We start from the raw sequence: 6,950 nt of genomic DNA, 5'->3' as shown, positions 1-6,950 counted from the left end.
CCTGCCGAGGGCACCCCCTCGACGTCCCTGGTCCTCGACCAGTTCGGCCGGAACCTCACCCAGGCCGCTCGTGAGTCCAAGCTCGACCCGGTCATCGGGCGCGAGAAGGAGATCGAGCGGGTCATGCAGGTGCTGTCCCGCCGTACCAAGAACAACCCGGTCCTGATCGGTGAGCCCGGCGTCGGCAAGACCGCCGTCGTCGAGGGCCTCGCCCAGGCCATCGTCAAGGGCGAGGTGCCCGAGACGCTGAAGGACAAGCACCTCTACACGCTTGACCTCGGCGCCCTGGTCGCCGGCTCCCGCTACCGCGGTGACTTCGAGGAGCGCCTGAAGAAGGTGCTCAAGGAGATCCGCACCCGCGGCGACATCATCCTGTTCATCGACGAGCTCCACACGCTGGTCGGTGCGGGTGCCGCCGAGGGCGCCATCGACGCGGCTTCCATCCTGAAGCCGATGCTGGCCCGCGGTGAGCTGCAGACCATCGGTGCCACCACCCTGGACGAGTACCGCAAGCACCTGGAGAAGGACGCGGCCCTGGAGCGCCGCTTCCAGCCCATCCAGGTCGCCGAGCCGTCCCTGCCGCACACGATCGAGATCCTCAAGGGTCTGCGTGACCGGTACGAGGCCCACCACCGGGTCTCCATCACGGACGAGGCGCTGGTCCAGGCCGCCACCCTGGCCGACCGCTACATCTCGGACCGCTTCCTGCCGGACAAGGCGATCGACCTGATCGACGAGGCCGGCTCCCGGATGCGCATCCGCCGGATGACCGCTCCGCCGGACCTGCGCGAGTTCGACGAGAAGATCGCCGCCGTCCGCCGGGACAAGGAGTCCGCGATCGACTCGCAGGACTTCGAGAAGGCCGCCTCCCTGCGCGACAAGGAGAAGCAGCTCCTGGCTGCCAAGGCCAAGCGGGAGAAGGAGTGGAAGGCCGGCGACATGGACGTCGTCGCCGAGGTCGACGGCGAGCTGATCGCCGAGGTCCTCGCCACGGCCACCGGCATCCCGGTCTTCAAGCTGACCGAGGAGGAGTCCTCCCGTCTGCTGCGCATGGAGGACGAGCTCCACAAGCGGGTCATCGGCCAGGTCGACGCCGTCAAGGCGCTGTCGAAGGCGATCCGCCGTACGCGTGCCGGTCTGAAGGACCCGAAGCGCCCGGGTGGCTCGTTCATCTTCGCCGGCCCGTCCGGTGTCGGTAAGACCGAGCTGTCCAAGGCCCTCGCCGAGTTCCTCTTCGGTGACGAGGACGCGCTGATCTCCCTCGACATGTCGGAGTTCAGCGAGAAGCACACGGTGTCGCGTCTCTTCGGTTCGCCCCCCGGTTACGTGGGCTACGAAGAGGGCGGTCAGCTGACCGAGAAGGTCCGCCGCAAGCCGTTCTCCGTCGTTGCAGATCCTGGAGGACGGTCGCCTGACCGACTCCCAGGGCCGGGTCGTGGACTTCAAGAACACGGTCATCATCATGACGACCAACCTCGGCACCCGGGACATCTCCAAGGGCTTCAACCTGGGCTTCGCGGCCTCGGGTGACACGAAGACCAACTACGAGCGCATGAAGAACAAGGTCCAGGACGAGCTCAAGCAGCACTTCCGGCCCGAGTTCCTCAACCGCGTCGACGACGTGGTCGTCTTCCCGCAGCTCACGCAGGAGGACATTCTGCGGATCGTCGACCTGATGGTCGGCAAGGTGGACGAGCGCCTCAAGGACCGGGACATGGGCATCGAGCTCTCCCAGTCCGCCAAGGAGCTGCTGTCCAAGAAGGGCTACGACCCGGTGCTGGGCGCGCGTCCGCTGCGTCGCACGATCCAGCGCGAGATCGAGGACACGCTCTCGGAGAAGATCCTCTTCGGCGAGCTGCGCCCCGGTCACATCGTGGTCGTCGACACGGAGGGCGAGGGCGACACCAAGACCTTCACCTTCCGCGGCGAGGAGAAGTCGGCCCTCCCCGACGTCCCGCCGATCGAGCAGGCGGCCGGCGGAGCCGGTCCGAACCTGAGCAAGGAGGCGTAGCCCTTCGGGGGTTCGCCGAGTGAGGGGCCGGTGCTTTTCGGAGCACCGGCCCCCTCGCGTTCTCAGACCTGCTTCATGGTGAGAGTGCCGTCCGGGAAGAGGGCCGCATAGCGGTCGGCGGAGAGGTTCTTGTGGGAGTGTCCGCGAAGAACCACCCGACGAAGACCCGGTAGCCGGGAAGCCAGCACGGAGAGATCCTCGAAGCCGTTCAGGACGGAGACGACCAGAATCTTGATTCCCGGCAACTCGGGCATGGCTTCAAAGGAGTCCGGGAAGTCCCTGACGAACTTCGCGTTGAACGACATCCCGGTCAACCGGGGGAGTTCTGCGACGGGCTGCCAGTCGGCGGCCGTCAGCGCGGTCCTGAGCAAGCCGAAGTTGAGTTGCCTGAGACTCGTCCAGTGGCGCAGCCCACGCAGGCCGGTACGCTTCGTGCTGTCGCCGGCCAGGAGCAGGGCTTCCAGTGGGGCATCGAGTGGCAGGACGTCCGTGAGACTGTCGGCCAGGAGTTCCTGGTGCACGTAGAGGTCTTCAAGGGTGCGCAGAGATCCGAGACCGGTCAGATCCGCGATCTCCATGCAATTGAGGCGGGTGAGCGGAAGCTCCGCGAGGCCGGCGAGGCCGTTTGCGGCCGGGCAGCTCAGCAACGTCAGGTTGCTGAGGGAGCTGAACGGCAGAAGGACACTCAGGTCGGAGAGCAGAGGGTTCTCGCTCAGTTCGAGGGTGGTCACCGCCCCGGGCACCGGGACCGCGGCGACGATCTCCTCGCCCCGGTGCGCACCGCGGAAGTCGAGGTGCTGCCAAGGTCGCATCCGGGCCAGCGCTCCCAGTTGCTCGGCCGACTCGCAGACGACCTGGAGATCGTCGCGACCCAGGTGGTCCAGCACTTCCCTCGCGTATTCCTCGGTCTCGAAACGTCCCCACGTACCGGCGAGTTGGCGTCGTACGTCCAGGTCCGGGTGGTCCCGGAACCGTCGTAGCACCCCCAGCGCTCCCGCGGGCTCCTCCGCGCCCAGCACCGAAGCCGTGACCGTCACCCCCAGCGCCTCCGTGTCGGTCAGCCCCTCCGGCCCGGGCAGCAGCTCCAGTACCAGTGGACCGGCCTCCGCCAGGAGCTTCGCGTCCTCCTTCGTGCGCGGCGGAATCAGCGCTGCCGCTCGCGCCTCCACCTCCGCCCGCACTGTCGGATCCAGCGCCGTCGCGTGCTCCAGGCAGGCCAGCGCCAGCAGCGTCAGGCGAGGCTTCTTTCCGGACAGCAGCTGCCGTAGCAGCGCGGCCCGTTCCCGGGGACGGGCATGTGCCACGGCCATGCGGATCACGTCCTCCCACTGCGTGTCGTCCGCATGGCTCCCGAGGACGTCCAGATGGCCCTCCTCCACCGCGTACCGCGCCCCCAGATAGTCCTGGAAGGTGCGGTGGACGAAGTCCACGACGCCGTCGGCCGGTTGGCGGACCAGTCCGCTGCGCAGCAGCAGGGTGTGCAGGACGGTCGGCGCGTCCGACCGTCCTCCTGTGAGCGCGAGCGACGGCAGGCAGCGCTCCACGATCCCCTCGGCCGTCTCCAGATCCGTCTCCGTACGGCCGCTCAACACCAGTGCGTAGGCCAGGCGCTGGAGGAGCTCCAGCTGGGCCTCCTCGCTCAGCTCGACCTCGTCCACCGCCCCCATGCCCCGCTCCCGGTCCCGGCGGGCCAGCAGCATCGCGAGGGCCGCGTCGTACAACTCCTTCCGGCCGGTGGGAAGGTAGCCGCGGCGCTCCCGGTGCAGGGCGCAGATCAGGCCGCACAGCAGGGGGTTGGTGGCGAGGCGGGCCAGCTCGCGTTTGGTGCGGAGGGCGTCGAGGAGGGGGCCCTTGAACTGCGGGGCCCGGGCAGCCGTGTGCCAGCGGTCCACGAAGGTCGCGACGTCCGCGCGGCGCATGGGGGCCAGCGTCAGTTCGCGGAAGCCCTCGGCGGCGAGCCACTCGGGACGTACGGCGGTGGGACGGGAGGTCAGCATCCAGCGGTTGCCCGGGAACGCGTGGATCAGGGAGAGCAGCCAGCCGCGGGTGCGGTGGCGGTCGGCCGCCGGGATCTCGTCGAGGCCGTCGACCAGGACCAGGCCCCGGCCGGCCGCAAGCACGCGTTCCGTCCAGCCTTCGGGGGGCGTGAACGGGCAGCTGACCGCAGTCAGGAAGGCGGCCGGCGCGGGCAGCGCGCCCGCGCGGATCAGGGTGCGCAGGGGGAGGACGTACGGGACGCGCTCGCCGGTGCGCGCGGTGGTGACCGCGAGCCACTGGACCAGGGTGGTCTTGCCGGAACCCGCGTCACCGCGCAGCAGCACGCGGTCATGGCCGCGCATGGCCTCCTCGGCCGGCAGCTGGAGGGTGACGGGTGTCAGGCGGTCGGCCTCCGGCCGGTCGCCGGGCTTCTCGGCGGCCGTCGCCTCCAGGCTCAGATAGGCCACTTCGAGGGGCCAGCGGTCCGGGGAGTCGCGCAGGTCGATGCCGTAGATGGTGATGTGGTTGTGGTGCTCGGCGACGTAGGAGCGGTACTGGCGCTCGAAGGCAGTGTCGCGGGCGTCGGGGCGCGGGACGCGGCTGATCAGCTCGTCGATCTTGGCGATCAGTTCAGCCTGGGAGCGGGTCTGTTCCACGAGCGTGCGGGCGACAAAGGTGGAGCGGCGGGTGAAGAACTCCAGGATCTGGAGGCAGGCCCACTCCGTCGCGGAGCCGAGGAAGTAGCAGGCGTCGGAGGAGAGGCCGTCGGGCGCGGGTGCCGCGGACTGCAGCTGCGCGGCCAGATCGACGTGGCCCAGCCGTACGGCCTGGACGTCGTCCATGTCGAGATCGCCGAGGGCGAGCAGTCTGCGGGCCAGCGCGTCGGTGACCGCGATCTCTTCCGCGGCCGGGAAGGGCGGCTCGCCGGGCGAGGCGACCGCCTGCCGGACCAGGTGCTCCGCGAGCTTGTGCACGTCCTTCTCGACCAGTGCGCGCTTCTCGCCGCGGAAGGACACCAGGCTCTTCAGCCGCACCGGCCTGTCCACCAGCCCCGCGCCCGGCCCGTCCGCCACGAAGAGCTTCTTCAGCAGCGGGCCCATCAGGCTCGACGCCAGCTTCCCGCCCAGTACCGTCGGCTCCATCCGCCACCCCCGTGAGTCCCGTCAGCGGATGGAGCCTATCGGCGCTCTACGACAACTGGCCGTTGTAGTCCGGCAGCTTGAACGTGTTGTCGGCGTGGCCGCCCGAGAGGTCGGTGGCGCTGTTGCCGATGTTCGCGATGATGTCGTAGCCCTTGTTCTCGATGTCGACACGCTGGGCGGTCTTGTAGGCGGCGACGTCCTTGAAGAGGTCGAGGAAGCCGCGGACGTAGAGGCCGGAGACCTGGTAGCCGTCGTGTTCGAGGTTGTACTCGGTGGGCAGGTAGATGATCCCGGGGCGGGCGGTGACGAAGAACAGCGAGACGCCGTGCTCCTGGGCGTACTTGGCCACGTTCAGGACCGGCTTGTTGGCCGGCTGGGGGTAGCTGAAGCCGAAGTCGGTCTCCAGCGTGGTGTTGTCGATGTCGAAGACGATCGCCTGCTTCTCGCCGGGCCCGGCGGCGGCGATGCGTTGCTTCAGGTAGGGCAGGGCCTGGTCCATCACGGACTGGCAGTCCTGCTGCCAGGTGGCGTAGTCGACCGTGCTGGAGCTGCTCTCCGTCGCGGCCCGGGCCGGTGCGGCCAGCCCGGCGAGCGCGGCCGCGGAGACGGCGGTGACGGATATGCGGCGGGTCCAGGTGGCTGTGGTCATCGGGGCGGGGGGTCCTCTCACGTCATGGCTCACGTCATGGCAGTGGTGTCAGGGGCATGATGAGTGGAGCAGGTGGCGTGCGAGGAACCGTAGGGTTACTGCCGGGTAGGGCGCCAGAGGTGTGCGTCACATCGGTGCGGGCCGTTCCGGCGGCGGCGGGTGACAAACCGCACGGGCGAAATGTCCGGTACTAGCGGAAGTAGTGGATTCGCCGGCCCGAGAGGAAGGGGCCTTCCTTGCTGGATTCCGTGCGAGGCTCCCGCCGCGGGGCGGGTTCGCCGAGTCGGCAAGGCGCGTGTCAAGGAATGGTCAATTTTGGGGCAGGTTACTAGGAAGCGTCGTAGAAGCGCGGCTTGAGCGGATTTCGGGCTTCGGGTTACCAAGGGATGCCCGTTCGGTGGCCCGCCCCTGGAGGCCGGTGCCCCGAAGGGGTCCCTGTCGTCTACTCCACGAGGTTCCGATGTCCCTGCGCGCCGCTCTCCGTTCCCCCCGTACGTCGTCGCTCCGCAGGCGGGCCGCCGTTCTGGCCGCCGGTGTCGGGGTCGCGGCCGTGGTGGGCTCGGGGGTCGCGTCGGCCGCCACCTCCAGTGCCGTCGCCTGGGTCGACCCGGTGAAGAAGTACACGCTCTCAGCGACCTTCAACCAGGCCGGCGGCATGTGGACCGCCAGGCACAGCGGTCAGGACTTCGCGGTGCCGAGCGGCACCGAGGTCGTGGCGGCGCACGGCGGCACCGTGGTCAAGGCCGGCGGCAACGGCGCCGGTGACGGTCCCGCGTACGGCAACGCCATCGTCGTCAAGCACGGCAACGGCCAGTACTCGCAGTACGCCCACCTGTCCCGCATCGACGTCAGGGTCGGCCAGATCGTCAGGACCGGTCAGCACATAGCCCGCTCCGGCAACACCGGCAACTCCTCCGGCCCGCACCTGCACTTCGAGATCCGTACGACCCCGAACTACGGCTCCGCGGTCGACCCCGTCACCTTCCTGCGCGCCAAGGGCCTGCACCTCTAGGCGTCCGGCGGTGCCCTAGGTGTGCTGTCCGGACAGGTTGGTGACGCGGCTGGCTGGGGTGTGGCCGCTGATTCCGGTGTGGGGTCGGTGGTAGTTGTACCAGTCCAGCCAGTCGGGGAACGCGGCCTGTCGTTCGCGGTCTGAGGTGTAGGGCTGGAT

General features: G+C 69.0%; 4 protein-coding genes and 1 pseudogene. 2 read left to right on the top strand and 3 right to left on the bottom strand.

Annotated elements, in window-relative coordinates:
* A pseudogene (locus JF597_RS48880) lies at positions 1–2,011 on the top strand (ATP-dependent Clp protease ATP-binding subunit); the annotation flags it as partial.
* A gap of 62 nt (positions 2,012–2,073) precedes the next feature.
* On the opposite strand, the gene JF597_RS48875 reads toward JF597_RS48880, so the two are convergent.
* Together JF597_RS48875 and JF597_RS48870 are read right to left on the bottom strand one after the other, a co-directional pair.
* The gene (locus JF597_RS48875) at positions 2,074–5,130 is read right to left on the bottom strand and encodes an NACHT domain-containing protein (RefSeq protein WP_294012276.1); all 3,057 of its coding nucleotides are present in this window, start codon (positions 5,128–5,130) and stop codon (positions 2,074–2,076) included.
* 46 nt (positions 5,131–5,176) lie between these two features.
* Positions 5,177–5,779, bottom strand: a complete 603-nt coding sequence (locus tag JF597_RS48870) for an HAD family acid phosphatase (protein WP_294012273.1) — start codon at positions 5,777–5,779, stop codon at positions 5,177–5,179.
* Between the two features lie 460 nt (positions 5,780–6,239).
* Here JF597_RS48870 and JF597_RS48865 point away from each other — a divergent pair, with 460 nt between their 5' ends.
* Complete coding sequence (locus JF597_RS48865; RefSeq protein WP_294012270.1) at positions 6,240–6,791, top strand: M23 family metallopeptidase; 552 nt, start codon at positions 6,240–6,242, stop codon at positions 6,789–6,791.
* Positions 6,792–6,806: 15 nt separating this feature from the next.
* Here the strand turns inward: JF597_RS48865 and JF597_RS48860 are convergent.
* A partial coding sequence (locus tag JF597_RS48860; RefSeq protein ID WP_294012279.1) for an integrase core domain-containing protein occupies positions 6,807–6,950 on the bottom strand: 144 nt, incomplete at its 5' end.

This window comes from Streptomyces sp., assembly GCF_019510245.1.
Classification (GTDB): Bacteria; Actinomycetota; Actinomycetes; order Streptomycetales; family Streptomycetaceae; genus Streptomyces.
Note: the sequence above shows the minus strand (reverse complement) of the source record. Positions and strands in the feature narration are given on the sequence as shown.